The following is a 13,596-nucleotide window of genomic DNA, read 5'->3' on the forward strand; positions in this document are numbered from 1 at the left end:
TCAGGGAGCGCTGCCGACGGCGCCCGGATAGGTTTGGTTGCTACCATGTCGCTTCGTGAACGCATCGCCACGGATATGAAATCGGCCATGAAGGCCCAGGACAAGGCGCGTCTGTCGACGCTTCGCCTCATCTCGGCCGCCATCAAGGACCGCGATATCGCCGCTCGCGCGGAGGATCGCTGCGCCGGCTGCGAGGATACCGAAATCATGACGCTGCTTACCAAGCTGGTGAAGCAGCGCGAGGAGAGCGCCGAGACCTATGAAAAGGCCGGCCGTCTCGATCTCGCCGAAGCCGAACGCTCGGAAGCCGAGATCGTCCGCGAATACCTGCCGACTCCGATGGATGATGGCGAGATCGCCGATGCGGCGAAATCGGTGGTCGATGAGCTCGAAGCCAGCGGGCTGAAGGATATGGGACGCTGCATGGGCGAGCTCAAATCGCGCTTTGCCGGCCGCATGGACTTCGCCAAGGCCGGCGCCAAGGTGAAAGACCTGCTCGCCTCGGCCTGACCGGCGCCCACCGGATCTGCAACCCGTCATCCCTGAAAAGTGACGCGCGGCCCCGATCTTTGATTGCGGTGCGGTTCGCCCTCTGCTTTCCTTTGGAAAACAGGGGAGTGGGCATGTTCGTATCGAGATTGACCGGGGCGATCCGGATCATGGTGGCCGCCTGCGCCGTCAGCCTGCCCGTCACGCTGGTCGGGCCTGCCGTCGCTCAAACGCTTCCAAGTTTCGAAGATGACGACGAGCTGCGCGCCTTTCTGGCCGAGCTCGACGAGAATGGCGAGGTCGTGGACTGGCTGCCTGGAAGCTTCTATCCGCCCCCTCCACCTCCGCCTCCGCCCCCACAGCCGGGCGCTGCCAGTGCGCCGACTCTGCAGGCCGGCACGGCCGACTTGCTCGTCACTGGGTCGCGCATCGACAATCCCGGTATCACCAATGTCCAGGTGGCAGGCGTTGATGAGGGCGGGATCGTCAAGGTCGCTGGCGATTACCTGATTGTCCTTCGCCGCGGCCGCCTGTTCACCATCTCGACCGCTGATGACGATCTCGTTGCCATCGATCAGATTGATGCCTTTCCGCCGGGCGGCGAGGGTTCGGCCGGCTGGTATGACGAGATGATCGTGTCCGGTGACCTGATCGTGATCATCGGCTTCAGCTACGAATATGAAGCGACCGAAATCAATCGCTTCCGGCTTGCTGGAGATGGCCGTCTGACGCATCTGGATACCCATCACCTGCGTTCGGACGATTATTACAGCTCGCGCAACTACGCCTCGCGCCTGATCGGCGACCAGCTGATCACCTATGCGCCGCTGACCTTTGACAATTATTGGGGCGATGATCCGCTGGACAGCCTGCCGGCGCTCAGCCGCTGGGTGCCGGGCCAGGAAGAGGTCGCCTTCCGCCGCATTGCGCAGGCCCGTGATGTCTATGTTCCGGCGCCTCTGAAGGCGCGTGGCGGCGCTGCCGTGTCAGGCATGCATGTGGTCACGCGCTGTGACCTCGCCGCCGACGACTTCGATTGCCGGGTGACCGTCGTGCTGGGTCAGATGGGGCGCAGCTTCTTCGTCTCGCGCAATGCGACCTATGTCTGGGTTGTCCCGGACTGGTATGAGCGCGATGACGGGCAGAGCTATCTCTACCGCATCCCGCTGGACGGGTCGGCACCCGGCGTTGCCCGGGTCGAGGGTGCGCCGCTTGACCAGTTTTCCTTCCACGCCAATGAAGCGGCGAGCCGGCTCGACATCCTCGTCCTGCCGGACGGCAATGGCGAAGCGATGTGGCGGGCCGAGTCTGCGGCAGGACGACCGGCCCTGTTGCGGCTGCCGACAACCCGCTTTGGAGATGGCAGCGAACCACCCAGGCCGTCAGATTATCAGGTCCTGCCGGTCGCCGAGCACGCCCTGATCGAACACAACCGCTATGTCGGCGACACGCTGCTGGTCGGACTGACCGAGCGCGGGGGCGATGAACGTCTCGATCTGGCCCTGGCTGTCGCGCTGGAGGGCGGCGCCGTCACGCGTCTGCCGCTGGACGGGCGGGTGTCGCGTATCGAGGCGGTTGGCCGCGACGGGCTCGTTGTCACACAGGGCGAGGGGACGGGTTTCGTCACGGTGTCCCTGACCGGGGATGAGCCGGTGATCTCGGACCGCTTCTTGCTCGCGGGCAGTGCCGAATCGGAGAGCCGCAGCCACGCCTTCTTCTTCCGCCCCGAAGGCGCGGACGGCGACGGGTTGGCGGCCTTGCCTCTCCTGTCGGGCGATGATCGCGAGGCGGACATGGTCTTCCTGCAGCGCGAGGCAGGCAGTTTTGCGCCCATCGGGCGGCTGCAGGCGCGGGCCCGTCCCGGGCTGGACGATGGCTGCCGGGCGTCGTGCACCGACTGGTATGGCAATGCCCGTCCGATCTTCCTCCGTGGCCGGATCCTGGCGTTGCTGGGCTATGAGATTGTCGAGGGCATGCTCGGTGACAAGCGGGTGGAGGAGATCGGCCGACTCAACTTCACGCCCGGCCCGCGAAAGGATGAGGACGGCCTGAGCGAATAAATCGACCGACCCCCAAATAAGGTGCATCATGCTCTATTGGGTTTTCGCGGACGGGGTGACGGGTTTCCATGCGTCTCAATGAGGATTTCATCGACGAGATCAAGGCGCGTGTGCGCCCGTCGGACCTCATTGGCCGTTCCGTCCCGCTCAAGCGCCAGGGTCGCGAATTCGTCGGCTTGTCGCCCTTCAAGAAAGAACGGTCCCCGTCCTTTTTCGTCAATGATGACAAGCGCTTTTATCATTGCTTTGCCTCCGGAAAGCATGGCGACATCTTCACCTGGCTTGAGGAAATGGAGGGGTTGTCCTTCATGGAGGCGGCCGAGCGTCTGGCCGGCGAGGCCGGTTTGCGCCTGCCCGAGCCCGACCCGGAGAGCCAGCAAAAGACCCAGCACCGCAAATCCCTCGTCGAGTGGATGGAGACTGCCCAGGCCTTCTTCCTCCGCGCCTTGCGGGCACCGGCCGCCGAGGAGGCGCGCCGCTATCTCAAATCGCGCGGCCTGACCGGCGAGGATTGCGCCCGGTTCGGGATCGGCTATGCCCCGGAAAGCCGGACCGCGCTGAAAGACGAGCTGGTCACCGCCGGGGCGCCGGTCGCCGACCTCATCGAGTGCGGCCTGCTGATCGAGCCGGACGGCGGATCGCCCTATGACCGTTTCCGCGACCGCATCACCTTTCCGATCCACGACCCGAGAAACCGGCTGGTCGGTTTTGGTGGCCGCGCCCTGAACAAGGAAGCGCGGGCAAAATATCTCAACTCGCCGGAAACGCCCATCTTCCACAAGGGCTCGCTCCTCTATCGCTACCCCGAAGCGCGCAAGGCAGCGTCAGACCCCAAGCAGGACATTCGCGGCCTGATCGTGGCCGAGGGTTATCTCGACGTGATCGCCCTGGCGCGGGCCGGGCTGGAGCACGGCGTCGCGCCGCTGGGCACGGCGGTGACCGAGGAACAGATCCAGCTGTTGTGGCGGGCCGGTGGCGAACCGGTCATGTGCCTTGACGGCGACAGCGCCGGCCGCGCCGCCGCCTTCAAGGCCGCCGAGCGCGCCCTGCCGCTGCTGCAGCCGGGCAAGACAATGCGTTTTGCCTTCATGCCCGACGGCAAGGACCCGGATGACATCCTGCGCGAAGAGGGCGCCAACGCCCTGCGCGCCGTCTTCCGCGAGACCCGCTCGCTGGCTGACCTGATCTGGGAGCGCGAGGTTCTCGCCGAACCGCTCGATGATCCCGATCGCCGGGCCGGTTTTCGCCGCCGCATCCGCGCTTTGGTCGGTCAGATTGCCGACACGGACATCCGCGAGGAATACAAGCGCGAGTTTGATCAGCGGACGGATGCCCTGTTCGGCACCCGGCCGAAAACCGGTCGCGGCGATCGTCGCGGGCCCTGGCGCCCCGGCAAGGGTGTGCCGCTGGGGGCTACGGCCGAGCTGCGCAACAAGCAGTCCCGGCAGGCGGATCCGACCGCCAGGCTGGGGCATCTCCTGCTGGTCGCAGCGATCGAATACCCGGAAATCGCCGCCTCCCAGGTCGAGACCCTCGCGCTTTTGCGGTTGGGATCGCTTGACAGGCTGCGCGACGCCGTTCTAGACGCCTGCTCTTCTGGGCAGTTTGTGCAGACCGACACGCTAAGGGCTCAATTGGCCGATGCCGGATACGCGGCAGAGATAAAGCGGTTGGACGGTGAGCGCAGACCCATGCGGGCGGAACTGGGCGGTATGGAGGCGTCTCCAGAGGTGAGGGCAGAAGCTTGGAAGCGGCTGGCTCACGCCTATATGGAACGAAGCGAAGCACAGACACGTCGTGATGAGGCGCGTGCCCGTCTGGACGAAGAACTCAAGCAGGCGGATTCGGAACGCTTTCGGCAGGTGGTGGATGCCTACCGGTATGAAAGCTCTCGTTCGGAATCGTCTTGATGCGTATAATTCCAATTGCGCGCCCCCGGGCGGCGCGACAAGGGACGAATAGATGAGCAAAACCGCCGAAGCCAATGATGCATCGGAAAATTCGGATGGTCCGCTGCTGGACCTGACGGATCAGTCAGTGAAGAACATGGTGAAAACCGCCAAGAAGCGCGGTTATGTCACCCATGACGAGCTGAATGCGGTCCTGCCGAGCGAGGAATTCTCGTCCGAGCAGATCGAGGACGTGCTCGCCCAGCTGTCTGAGATGGGCATCAATGTTGTCGACAATGACAGCGATGTGGATGACGACGGCGGCGATGCACCGAAGACCGCCAAGGCCGGCGCGTCGTCCGGCGATGATGATGAGGACGATGATGACGAGGAAGAGGAGAGCGACAGCCGTGCCGTAGCCGGCGCCTCCAAGACCGCCGTCACCGGTCAGAACACGCCGACCTCCGCCGATCGCACCGACGACCCAGTCCGCATGTATCTGCGCGAAATGGGTTCCGTCGAGCTCTTGTCGCGTGAAGGCGAAATCGCGATTGCCAAGCGCATCGAGGCCGGCCGCAATGCGATGATCCGCGGTCTGTGCGAAAGCCCGCTGACCTTTGAAGCCATCATGGTCTGGCGCGACGAATTGCAGGAAGGCCAGGTCCTGCTGCGCGACATCATCGACCTCGATGCCACCTATGGCGGCCAGCAGGCGGAAGCCGCCGAGGATGGTGATGAGGACGGCGAGGGCACGGGCGAGGGCGAAACGCCGACCCCGGCCGGCGATGCGAGCGTCAAGCCGAAATCCGACGAGGATGACGACAACGCGGGCGAGTCCAAGAAGTCGGATGATGACGAGGACGATGACGACAGCGAATCCTCGTCCAGCGATGACGATGATGACGATGATGATGACGGTGCGTCGCTGTCCCTGTCAGCCATGGAAGCGGAGCTGCGCGATGGCGTGATGGAGACACTCGACTCCATCGCCACCGATTTCGCGGCTTTCCGCAAGCTGCAGGACAAGCTGGTCGCCGCCCGCATCGAGGGCAAGGACCTCACCAAGCAGTCGCGCGAGAAGTACGAAGGCTTCCAGAACGCCATCGTGACCAATCTCAACACGATGCACCTGAACAATGCCCGTATCGAGGCGCTGGTCGAACAGCTTTATGCGATCAACAAGGAACGCATGGCGCTGGAGGGCAAGCTCTTGCGCATGGCGGATGCCCATGGCGTGCCGCGGGCCCAGTTCATGGACAGCTATTTCGGCAATGAACTGAATCCGGAATGGCCCGGTTCGATGGCGTCGACCTCCAAGGCCTGGGCGCGTTTCATCGATCGCGAAGGTGTCGATGCCGGCAAGATCCGCGACGATCTCGCCGATCTGACCCAGCGTGCCGGCGTGCCGATCGAAGACCTGCGACGCATCGTCCGCACCGTCCAGAAGGGCGAGCGCGAGGCCCGCGTCGCCAAGAAGGAAATGGTCGAGGCCAATCTGCGTCTCGTCATCTCCATCGCCAAGAAATACACCAATCGCGGCCTGCAATTCCTGGATCTCATCCAGGAGGGCAATATCGGCCTGATGAAGGCCGTCGACAAATTCGAGTATCGCCGCGGTTACAAATTCTCGACCTATGCCACCTGGTGGATCCGCCAGGCGATCACCCGCTCGATCGCCGACCAGGCGCGCACCATCCGTATCCCGGTGCACATGATCGAGACGATCAACAAGATCGTCCGCACCAGCCGCCAGATGCTGCACGAGATCGGCCGCGAGCCGACCCCGGAAGAACTGGCCGAAAAGCTGGCCATGCCGCTGGAGAAGGTTCGCAAGGTGATGAAGATCGCCAAGGAGCCGATCTCGCTTGAAACGCCGATCGGCGACGAGGAAGACAGCCATCTCGGCGACTTCATCGAGGACAAGAATGCCGTCCTGCCGATCGACGCCGCCATCCAGGCCAATCTGCGCGAGACCACCACGCGCGTGCTGGCGTCGCTCACGCCGCGTGAGGAACGCGTCCTGCGCATGCGTTTCGGCATCGGCATGAATACCGACCACACGCTGGAAGAAGTCGGCCAGCAATTCTCGGTGACCCGCGAGCGCATCCGCCAGATCGAGGCGAAGGCCCTGCGCAAGCTGAAGCACCCAAGCCGCAGCCGCAAGCTGCGGAGCTTTCTGGACAATTGATCCGGAGCTTCAGGTTCAGACATTGAAAAAGCCGGCCTTCGGGCCGGCTTTTTTGTGGCCGGGCCATGCGCCAGGGGCTAGCCTCGCTTCATGCCCCTCCACCGTCACCAGCTTCAAACCGCCGGTCCCGGCCTTTATGAGTTCACGCCGGTCGCCGCAAACTTCGCGCGCGAACATTCTGCGTCAGACGGCCTGCTCACCGCTTTCGTGCGGCACACATCCTGCTCGCTCGTCATCCAGGAAAACGCCGATCCCGACGTGCAGCGGGACCTGCAGGGCTTTTTCCGGCGGCTTGTGCCGCCGGGTGATGATCCGTCCATGGCCTGGCTTGCCCACACCACAGAGGGACCGGACGACATGCCGGCGCATATCAGGGCGGCGCTGACGCAGACCTCGATCGGGATACCGGTCGAGGGCGGGCGATTGATGCTGGGGACCTGGCAGGGGCTTTACCTGTTCGAACATCGTGACCGGTCGCACCGTCGCGAGGTTGTGCTGCACCTGACGGGCTAGCGGCGCCGGGCTTATTGCGAGGCGGCGGTTGACGGCCGGGCCGAGCGGCGCAGCTGATTGCCCAGGAGCAGGCGGCGCATGGTGCGTTCCAGCGCGTCCGGGTTCAGGGGTTTTTCGGTGTAGGCGTCGAAGCCCAGCATGGCGTAGCGATTGACCTGGTCGGCCATGACATTCGCTGTGAGGGCGAGGACTGGCGTCGGCAGGCGGTTCTCGGCGCGTTCGAATGCCCGGATTTCGCTCAGCGCGTCCTCGCCATTCATGACCGGCATCTGGATGTCCAGCAGCACGATGTCGAATGGCTTGGTGCGGAAGGCATGGACGGCTTCCTCGCCATTCTCGACCATATCCAGTTCGACCTTCATCTTGTCGAGATAGGCCTTGAGCACGAGGCGATTGGTCAGATTGTCCTCGGCCGCAAGGATGCGGGCCGGACGACCGTCGACAGACAGGGCGCCGCCGATCGCGATCAGGTCGGGCCGGTTCGGAATGTCGGCGCCAGGCGCGACCGCGGGCATGGGAAGGCGGACGCAAAAGCGCGTGCCCTTGCCCGGCCTGCTGGTCACCGAGATCGTGCCGCCCATCTGTTCAGCCAGCCCCCTGCAGATCGCCAGGCCAAGCCCCGTGCCGCCGAAACGGCGGGTGGTCGAGCTGTCGGCCTGGACGAATTTGTCGAACACCGAGCGACACTGGTCTTCGCTCATGCCGATACCGGTATCAGTCACGACCAGTTCGACCTGGTCGCTGGCGTCGCTGCGTGTGTCCTGTGTGCCAGACGCAGGGTCGGTCACGGGTTCCAGCGTCACCTCGATGGAGCCTGCGCTCGTGAACTTGATCGCATTGGCAACCAGATTGTTGGCGATCTGGGACAGGCGCAGCGGATCGCCGAAACGGGCGCTGTCCTTGGTATCGTGCACCGTGATTCTCAGGTCGATGCCCTTGGCCTCAGCCGCGTCCGCGTACAGCGCCGAGAGTCGCGATCCGATTAGTTCAAGGCTGAAGGCGGCTTCCTCGAGTTCAATCTGGCCGGCTTCGATCTTGGACAGGTCGAGAATGTCGTCGAGCAGATGCATCAGCGTGTCGCCGGAGCGTACGATGATGTCGAGCTTGGCGTGGATATCGTCGGGGAGGGACTTGTCCGCCAGCACGCGTGCCATGCCGAGAATGCCGTTCATCGGCGTGCGGATCTCATGGCTCATATTGGCCAGGAAGTCCGACTTGGCGCGATTGGCGGCGTTGGCGCGATCACGGGCCTCGATCAGATCGGTAATGTCTGTGATCGAGCCGGCCATGCGGACAGCCCGACCGTCATTGCGTTGGGCGACGCCGCGGGTCCGGAACCAGCGATAGCCGCCGCCAGCGCAACGAAACCGGATTTGCATGTCATAGTCGGTGCCGTGCCGGATGTGATCGCGCATGGCGGCGATGGCCCGATCCTGGTCATCAGGGTGGACATCGTCCGGGTAGTCATCCTCGGTGAGATGGGCCGCTTCGTCGTCATAGCCCAGGAGGCTGCGCAGCCGGGGCGAGTGGTAGATCGTCCCGTTCTCAAGGTCCCAGTCCCAGAAGCCGTCCGATGATCCGCGCACGGCCAGAGCCATGCGCTCGCGGTTGCGCTCAAGCTCGTCGAAGGCGGCTTCGCGTTCCGACGCCAGCTCATTCTGGCGGATCCGGCCGGTCAGGACGAGATGTGTCCCGATGCCGATGCCCGCCGAAACCAGCAGGCCCAGCAGGAGAAGAAAGATCGGAACCGAGCTGAATTCCTCGGCGTAGAGCTGTGCGGCGGGAAAGACCTCGACGGTCCAGACCGAGCCGGGAAGCTCGACGGTGCGGGTGGAAACGATGCGGCCGCTTGTCGGGGTGCCCAGTTCGGCAATGGGCTCGCCGGCCTCATTGACCCGGATTGCAACATAGTCGGAATAGCTTTCAGGAAGTCCGGCCGCGATCATGTTGGCCACGTCGAAGACGCCAACAATCAAACCGTCGAAACGATCCTCCAGGAAGAGGGGGAAATAGGCGAGAAAGCCTGTGCCGCCCTGGAGAAAATGGATGGCGGCGCTGTTGTTGGGACGACGGGTATTGACCGCCTGCAACACGGCGCGGGCGCGGTATTCCTCAAAAAGGATGTCCAGCCCGAGGACCGCCTCATTGCCTTCCAGCGGTTCCACCCATTCCAGCCGAAACGCCGGATTGGCCCATTGCACCGAGCGCAATTCGGCATTGTCAGTGACATAGGCCATCGCGTCGGCGCGCCACTCCGCCTCGTCCGTTCCGCCCGATCGCACCCAGCGACTGGCCATGCGTTCCAGGCCGGTGAGGTCGCGGTCCACGCGTTCGGTGAGATTGTATTGGAGGTTGGTCGAGATCTCTTCGAGATGGACGCGAACGGCATAATGCTCCTGCGACCGGATGTGCAGGGAAAGTGCGGTGAAGACCAGAAGGCAGAACAGGGCCGCACTGAGCGGTATCAGAAGGCGATAGCGTGGCATGGGGAGACCTTTGCGGTGCCTAAGACACACCAGACAGGGTTAATGCCCGCTTTACATGGAAGCCCGCCGCAACCAGCTGTTCGGGACGCCGCTCGCATCGTCGACCTGGCTCAGGGTTTCCGCTGCTCGCGTCGCCGCCGCAAGACGCCACCGATCCAGCGCGTCGCCAGCCAGCCGACAGGCAGGATGACAATCAGCCAGGGCAGGGCGCCGGCGATGAAGGTGAGGACGTCGGCGAGGCCCGAGGCGAAGTTGCCGGACAGGTTTCGCAGGGCGCGACCGAGCGGGTCGAAGGCACTGCGAGATACCGGCTCGACCCGCGAGGCGTAGCTGATTGTCAGCGATGACATTGATATCCGTCCCCGCATCGCGCGGACGCGGGCCTGTGAGCCTTCGATATCGCCCTGGAGGCGGGCCAGTTCGCGTTCAACCTGGACCAGTTCCTCGACGGTCGCGCCGGGACGTTCCAGGAGGGTTGTCAGACGGGTGCGCAGGGTCAGCTTGGCCGTGAGCCGGGCCTCCAGATCGACAATGGCGGCGGTCAGGTCCTCGGCGTCCTGGGACTGGTGCCGGATCCGCCCGTCAGCGGTTTCAAGCTGGCCGCCAAGACCCGTGCGGAAAGTCTCGATCCAGGCCGGTACGGCGCGCAGGGAGAGCGAGCCGGCCACGCCGCGGTCGCCCTGCTGGTAGATATTGGCATTGACGACCTGGCAGACCGCCGGACCGGCCGACAGGCAGGCCTCGCGATGGGTGTCGATCAGGCCGGATGTCATCGCGGCGGGTGTTTCAAGCTGGTAGCTGTAGCTGTAGGCAATCAGGCGCATATCGGGTGCCGAGACGTCGCCACCGGTGAATGCGCCATCGTCGGCGCCGGCGTGGTTCGCGGCCGGCGGCGGCGGCGGCGGCGGCGCATAACCCGGTTCTGCCATGATGGCATCTTCGGCGGCAAACATGCCGAAAGCTTCGCCACGTTCGGCGCTGTCCTGCGGGGTGGAATTCTCGCAGCCAGCCACAAGTGTCAGTGAGGCGAGACACGCCAGAACGATCGGTTTCATGGGTTCTCCCCTCTGGCCGCAGTCCGGCACCCCGGACGACGGCAATCCATCCCTGCTGCGACCCAGGCTAGCGCAAAAGGCGACAGGACCAAGGCCGCGCCGCGATCAGTCCTCGGCGCCTGTCAGCAGGCTTTCATAGCTGTCGACCAGCGCGACATAAGGCGGCACCGGCGTGTTCTGGATGCCCGAGCCGGTATCGATGGCCATCTTGATCTCGAAATGCAGGTGGATCGTGGTTGCCGTGTCACCGAATTCGTTTGAGACATAGCCGATCCGCTCGCCACGGCTGACCGTGTCGCCCGATTCGACCAGCAGCGTGTCCCGGTCGAGATGGAGATAGGTGTAGCGCACGCCTTCATCGGTCATCAGGCGGACCGAATAGGTGCCGACCGATGTGATGGTTCCGTCTGCGACGGCGACCGCCCAATGAGTATTGTCCTGGCAGCTGGCCGGGCGGATATCCTGGCCCTGATGGCCAACCCCGGTCGGGCACATCGGCGTGCCATAGCCGCGTGTCTCGCAGAAATTGTCACGCCAGGCATATTCATAATTGGCCGGATTGCACTGCCCGCCGGCTGGTCCGAGATAGCCGCCATAACCATAGACCTGGCTGTTGGCATAGGCCTGGCCGGCTTCCATCGGGAAGCGCATGCCGGGGGCATAATTGGGCTGCAATGTCTGGCCGGTTCCAGAGCCCTCGACCAGGTCGCCGGGCGGCATGTAGGTGAAGGTCTCGCCGGCGTCATCGACCGGGACCGGGTCGGGCACGGGCTCGGGTTCCGGTTCGGGCTCCGGTTCAGGCTCGGAGTCCGGCACTTCGAGCGGCGCCGGGTCTTCCTCAACGGGCTCAACGGCCGGCGGGGCTTGCTCGCTCGGTGTCGCGTCTTGCATGGGCCACCAGATCATGGCCGCGATACCGGCGGCCGCAACCGCCGCGGCAAGGGTGAGTTCAGCTTCGCGTGACATCACTGACCTCCCGATGCCGGATTGCCGGCGGCGATGATCAGGGAGTCCGCCAGGCCGCGCACATAGGCATCCGTGCGGCAGCGTGGATCGCTGTTCGGACCGTCACACTCCACGGTGATGGAATAGGCAGCGCCATAGCGATTGAAGCTGAGCTCGCGACCATATTCGGTCTGGCTGATGCGATAGCCATCGCTGTCGCTGGCATTGAGGCGGCGGGTGCTCAGCGGGTCCGGGGCCCGGGCATGGGCGAGACGGGTGCCGAAGACCTCGATCACAAGGCCGGGCGCGGTGATCGACAGATTGTAGAAATTCTCGCGCGGGAACAGCAGGATGCGGGCATTGCCGTCAAGCCCCAGCGCCGCCGTTCCCGGGATCAGGACGGGCAGGCCGGTATCGGCCACACCGGCGGCTTCCGGATTGGTGGGGCGGGCAAAGGGAAGATCGCTCTGGGCGATGGCCGCAACCGTGCTGGCGCGCTGGAACTCGCGGGCCTGCAACTGGATGTCTTCGGACACCTGACCCCAATTGATGCTCATCGCCACAGGCGCGTCGGGACGCGGGTCCCGCACCGGTTGCTGTGTGGTCAGCCGCGTCAGCTGGGACGTATCGAGCCGGCTCGGCACGGGCTGCCGTGTCTGGGTTGCGGGCTGCTGCTGGGCCGATGTCGCCGTGCTGACCAGCAGCATGGCGGCAAGTGGTGCCCAAAGCGTGGATCGGTATGTCATCGGTCTCTCCCCGGCTTTCGTCGGTCTCTCCCTGACCTCGAGTATAGCGTCTTTTTGCACCCTCTGCATGAACCTTCGATGAGGACATTCCGCGCGCCGCCATCCTGCGGCGGTGCGTCGATCGCCTGTCAGGCTGGCGGTGGCTGCAAATCACCAACAGGCTTGTCATCGCCGCATACGGCGGGCAGGCGTTGAACTTTTCCGTCTTAGGCTCTATGTGCAGCGCAATATGTTGTGTTCGGGAGATGCGCGATGCGCCTCACCATGATGAAATGCAAGCTGCACCGGGCCGTCGTGACCCAGGCAGACCTTCATTACGAGGGTTCGATCTCGATCGACCGCGATTATCTCGATGCGGCCGGCATCCTGCCCTATGAGCAGGTTGATGTGCTCAACATCAATAATGGCGAGCGTTTCACGACCTATGCCATCGAGGCGCCGCGCGGCAGCCGGACTTTCGGCATCAATGGTGCCGCGGCCCGGCTGGCCCAGGTCGGCGATCGCATCATCGTGGTCGCCTATGCCGAAATGGAGGCCGCCGAGGCCGAGCAGCATGATCCGGTCGTGGTCCTGCTGGACGAGCACAACAAGGTCATGGCCAAGCCCCAGGCGGCCTGATTTTCCCGCCTACTCACTGATGCAGAAATCGGCACTGACCGTGGCGGTGAGCGACAGTTCGCCGGCTGCGATCGGCGTCGAGGCGCTGTCGTCCAAGCTCATCATGCGGGTTTCATAGATCGGTTGCGGGCGGTAGCTGCTCTCACCCATGCGGCGGATTCCGCACAGTTCGAACCCGGCGGCATCGGCGAAAAGCTCCGCCTTGGCGAGCAGCGCCGCAATGGCGTTGCGGCGGGCGCTGTTGAGTGCGTCGTCCGTATTGTCGGCTCCGAAGGTCACACCGTTGATATTGTTGGCACCGGCCGAGACCATGGCATCAATCACCTGGCCGACGCGGCCGGTGTCACGCACCTTGGCCGAGACCTGGTTGCGCGCCTCATAGCCGATAATGGTCAGTTCAATCTGGTTGGGCTGGCGGCGGTCGGCATAGACCGGCGACACTGTAAGCTGGGCTGTCTGCATGTCGTCGCTGCCAACGCCGGCGCGGCGCAGCGCGTCGAACACCCGGCTCATGGCTTGGGCATTGGCCCGTACGGCCGCCTGGGCGGTCTCTGCGCGGCTCACCACGCCGGAGGATACGGAGGCGAATTCCGGTGCGATCTGTACG

General features: G+C 64.2%; 11 protein-coding genes. 6 read left to right on the plus strand and 5 right to left on the minus strand.

Features of this window, described 5'->3' with window-relative positions; all coding sequences use genetic code 11:
• Positions 1–45: 45 nt before the first annotated feature.
• The 5 genes from QZZ02_RS12845 (at position 46) to QZZ02_RS12865 (ending at position 7,139) form a co-directional block, all read left to right on the plus strand.
• Positions 46–510 carry a GatB/YqeY domain-containing protein gene (locus QZZ02_RS12845; protein ID WP_291844987.1) on the plus strand — a complete coding sequence of 155 codons (465 nt, stop codon included), beginning with the start codon at positions 46–48 and terminating at the stop codon, positions 508–510.
• Between the two features lie 113 nt (positions 511–623).
• The gene (locus tag QZZ02_RS12850; protein WP_291844990.1) at positions 624–2,549 is read left to right on the plus strand and encodes a beta-propeller domain-containing protein; all 1,926 of its coding nucleotides are present in this window, start codon (positions 624–626) and stop codon (positions 2,547–2,549) included.
• 68 nt (positions 2,550–2,617) lie between these two features.
• Entirely contained in the window at positions 2,618–4,459 is a 1,842-nt protein-coding gene (dnaG, locus tag QZZ02_RS12855; protein WP_291844992.1) for a DNA primase, read from the plus strand.
• 52 nt (positions 4,460–4,511) lie between these two features.
• A complete protein-coding gene (gene rpoD / locus QZZ02_RS12860; RefSeq protein WP_291844994.1) occupies positions 4,512–6,626 on the plus strand; it encodes an RNA polymerase sigma factor RpoD in 2,115 nt (704 codons plus the stop codon).
• Positions 6,627–6,716: 90 nt separating this feature from the next.
• Complete coding sequence (locus tag QZZ02_RS12865; RefSeq protein ID WP_291844995.1) at positions 6,717–7,139, plus strand: secondary thiamine-phosphate synthase enzyme YjbQ; 423 nt, start codon at positions 6,717–6,719, stop codon at positions 7,137–7,139.
• A gap of 11 nt (positions 7,140–7,150) precedes the next feature.
• Here QZZ02_RS12865 and QZZ02_RS12870 read toward each other — a convergent pair whose 3' ends face one another.
• The 4 genes from QZZ02_RS12870 to QZZ02_RS12885 form a co-directional block, all read right to left on the minus strand.
• The gene (locus QZZ02_RS12870) at positions 7,151–9,625 is read right to left on the minus strand and encodes an ATP-binding protein (protein WP_291844997.1); all 2,475 of its coding nucleotides are present in this window, start codon (positions 9,623–9,625) and stop codon (positions 7,151–7,153) included.
• 110 nt (positions 9,626–9,735) lie between these two features.
• On the minus strand, positions 9,736–10,680 hold the full coding sequence (locus QZZ02_RS12875; RefSeq protein WP_291844998.1) for a DUF4349 domain-containing protein: 945 nt from the start codon (positions 10,678–10,680) through the stop codon (positions 9,736–9,738).
• Between the two features lie 105 nt (positions 10,681–10,785).
• A complete protein-coding gene (locus tag QZZ02_RS12880; protein ID WP_291845000.1) occupies positions 10,786–11,646 on the minus strand; it encodes a M23 family metallopeptidase in 861 nt (286 codons plus the stop codon).
• On the minus strand, positions 11,646–12,371 hold the full coding sequence (locus tag QZZ02_RS12885) for a hypothetical protein (RefSeq protein ID WP_291845002.1): 726 nt from the start codon (positions 12,369–12,371) through the stop codon (positions 11,646–11,648). The genes QZZ02_RS12880 and QZZ02_RS12885 overlap by 1 nt, the downstream gene beginning before the upstream one ends.
• A 252-nt stretch (positions 12,372–12,623) precedes the next feature.
• Here QZZ02_RS12885 and panD point away from each other — a divergent pair, with 252 nt between their 5' ends.
• Positions 12,624–12,989 (plus strand): aspartate 1-decarboxylase, encoded by a 366-nt coding sequence (panD, locus tag QZZ02_RS12890; RefSeq protein WP_291845003.1) that lies wholly within the window; start codon positions 12,624–12,626, stop codon positions 12,987–12,989.
• Positions 12,990–12,998: 9 nt separating this feature from the next.
• Here the strand turns inward: panD and QZZ02_RS12895 are convergent.
• Positions 12,999–13,596: SIMPL domain-containing protein (locus tag QZZ02_RS12895; RefSeq protein WP_291845004.1), on the minus strand; the 598-nt coding region annotated here is incomplete at its 5' end.

The sequence above is a fragment of the Maricaulis sp. genome, assembly GCF_015665295.1.
Lineage (GTDB): Bacteria > Pseudomonadota > Alphaproteobacteria > Caulobacterales > Maricaulaceae > Maricaulis.